The sequence below is a fragment of the Streptomyces sp. NPDC004561 genome, assembly GCF_053602155.1.
Window position 1 is genome coordinate 1 of sequence record NZ_JBSGDB010000734.1, and the last position, 2958, is coordinate 2958.

Below are 2958 nucleotides of genomic sequence, written 5' to 3' on the forward strand. Positions count from 1 at the left end.
CGGTACCGCGCTGGTCGGCGTCGCCGGGGTGCTGGGCGCGCTCGCCCCCTCGCTCGGCGCGCTGATCGCGGCCCGGGTGCTGCTGGGCCTCGGAACCTCGGCGGCGTACCCGGCGGCCATGCGGCTGACCCGCAGCGAGGCCGAACGCACCGGGCAGGACAGCCCGGCGGGCGTGCTGACCGCCCTCGCCGTCGCCAACCAGACGGTGGCCGTCGTCGGACCCGCGCTCGGCGGCCTGCTGATCGGGCTGGGCGGCTGGCGTGCCGTGTTCACCGTCAACGTGCCGCTGTCGGCGGCCTGCCTGGTGCTCGGCTCACTGCGGCTGCCCCGGAGCGAGACCCGGCGGCGCGCCGTGGACGTGCCCGGCATGGCGCTGTTCGCCGTGCTGCTGATCGCGCTGATGCTGTTCCTGATGGGCCCGCGGGCCGATCACTGGTACCTGCCCGTGCTCTCCGCGGCCGCGGCCGCGGTCTTCGCGGCGCGCGAGCTGCGGGTGCCGGACCCGTTCATCGACCTGCGGGTGCTCGGCGGCAACGGCCCGCTGCTCGCCACCTATGTGCGCCAGCTGCTCGGCTACACCACCAGCTACGCGTTCATGTACGGCTACACGCAGTGGCTGGAGCAGGGCCGCGGGCTCGGCGCCTCCAGCGCCGGTCTCGCGCTGCTGCCGCTGTCGGTGACCGCGCTCACGGTCTCCACGCTCACCGGGCGCCGCGAGGCGGTGCGCGCCAAGCTGCTCACCGGCTCCGTCCTTCAGATCGCCGGCTGCGCCGTGCTGCTGCTGGTCCGGGCGGGCAGCCCGCTGTGGCTGCTGCTCGTGGTCGGCGCACTGCTCGGCGTCCCCCAGGGGCTGATCGGCCTGGCCACGCAGAACGCCCTGTACCGGCAGGCAGACCCGGAGCGGATAGCCTCCGCGGCCGGACTGCTGCGGACCTTCATGTACCTCGGCGCGCTGGGCGCGTCCGCCGCCACCGCGGCGTCCTACCCGCACCGCGCCGACACGGCCGGCCTGCACGGCCTGGCCCTGTTCATGCTCGCCGGCTCCGTCCTGTTGCTGGCGACGACCCTGCCGGACCGTTCCCTCGGCCGGCTCTCCCCCCGAAAGGCCTGACCGACTCATGTCGCTCACCACGCTCGACCCCCGCACCGCCCTCGTCGTGATCGACCTGCAGCGCGGCATCGTGGGTACCCCCACCCAGCCGCACTCCGGCGCCGACGTGGTGGCCCGCTCGGTGGAGCTCGCCGGCGCGTTCCGCGCCCGGAACCTGCCCGTCGTCCTCGTCCGGGTGTCCTTCGCCGCCGACGGCGCGGACGCCATGCCGGGCCGCACCGAGCAGCAGGGCGGGCGCGCCGCCTTCCCGGAGGGCTGGGACGTCATCGTCGACGAACTCTCCGGCCACGCGGGCGACATCCACGTCACCAAGCACAACTGGAGCGCCCTGTTCGGCACCGACCTGGACGTCCAGCTGCGCCGCCGCGGCATCACCCAGATCGTGCTGACCGGCGTCTCCACCAGCATCGGCGTCGAGTCCACCGCCCGTGACGCCTACGCCCACGGCTACCACGTCACCCTCGCCACCGACGCGATGGCCGACCGCTCCGCCGAGGCGCACGCCCACAGCGTCGGGCAGATCTTCCCGCGGCTCGGCGAGACGGGCACCACCGCCGAGATCCTGGAGCTGCTCGCCAAGACGCACGGCTGACCCACCGGACCGGCCCCTTGCGCGGGGTGCCCGCACATCCGCGCAAGGGGGCGGGTTAGCATTCGGCCACGCGCACCATGCCACGCAGGCAACAGCCAGCGAACAAAGGGGGCTTGGAACCGGATGCCGGTCAAGGTCAGCGTCGTCGTCCCCGTGTACAACCCCGGGCCCTACATCGAGGACTGCGTCGCCTCGCTGCTGCGCCAGTCGCTGCCCGGCGACGAGTACGAAGTGATCTTCGTGGACGACGGCTCCACCGACGCCACCCCCGCCCGGCTGGACGCGCTGGCCGCCGAGAACCCGCACGTCAGGGTCGTCCACCAGGAGAACTCCGGCTGGTCCGGCAAGCCGCGCAACGTCGGCGTCGAGGCCTCCCGCGGCGAGTTCGTGATGTTCGTCGACAACGACGACCGGCTCGGCGACGAGGCCCTTGAGCGGATGTACGAGTACGGGGTCGCGAACAAGGCCGACGTGATCGTCGGCAAAATGGCCGGGAAGGGCCGCCCGGTGCCGGTGGAGCTGTTCCGCCGCAACCACCCCCGGGCCACTGTCGACAACGCGCCACTGATCGACAGCCTCACCCCGCACAAGATGCTCCGGCGCTCCTTCCTGGACCGCACCGGACTGCGCTTCCCCGAGGGCCGGCGGCGCCTGGAGGACCACGTCTTCATCGCCGAGGCCTACCTGCGCGCGGACAACGTCAGCGTGCTCAGCGACTACGTCTGCTACTACCACCTCAAGCGCGACGACGCCTCGAACGCCGGCTTCCAGCGCTTCGACCCGGCCGGCTACTTCGCGAACCTCCGCGAGGCCCTCGACGTGGTCGAGCGGTACACCGAGCCCGGCCCGCTGCGCGACAAGCTGCTGCGCCGCTGGCTGCGGGTGGAGATGGTGGAGCGGATGAGCGGGCGCCGGCTGCTGGCGATGCCCGACGACTACCGGCGCGAACTGCTGCGCGAGATGCACGCGGTGGTCGTGGAGCGCTTCGGCCCCGGGGTCGCCCCCGGGCTGCGGCCCGGCCAGCGGATCGTGGCCGCGCTGATCCGCGAGGACCGCTACGACGACCTCGTCGCCCACGCCGAGTGGGAGGCCGGCGTGCGGCCCCGGGCCGTCCCGGCCGGCGTCGAGTGGCAGGACGGCGCCCTGCGCGTGGACCTCACCGCCGAGTACACCACCGCGGCGGGCCCGCTCACCGTCCCCGCCGACGCGCCCGGACCGCCCGCCCGATCGGCCGGATCCTGGCCGACGACCTGCT

General features: G+C 73.7%; 3 protein-coding genes. All 3 read left to right on the forward strand.

Features of this window, described 5'->3' with window-relative positions:
• The coding region (locus ACWEN3_RS44440) for an MFS transporter (protein WP_452983824.1) at positions 1–1111 on the forward strand (1111 nt) is incomplete at its 5' end.
• 7 nt (positions 1112–1118) lie between these two features.
• The gene (locus ACWEN3_RS44445) at positions 1119–1703 is read left to right on the forward strand and encodes an isochorismatase family protein (RefSeq protein ID WP_452983827.1); all 585 of its coding nucleotides are present in this window, start codon (positions 1119–1121) and stop codon (positions 1701–1703) included.
• Between the two features lie 123 nt (positions 1704–1826).
• The coding region (locus ACWEN3_RS44450) for a glycosyltransferase (protein WP_452983830.1) at positions 1827–2958 on the forward strand (1132 nt) is incomplete at its 3' end.

What these genes read in the sequence shown, in the direction of transcription:
- ACWEN3_RS44445 (WP_452983827.1), top strand. Translation starts at nt 1,119, where the DNA reads ATGTCGCTCACCACGCTCGACCCCCGCACCGCCCTCGTCGTGATCGAC.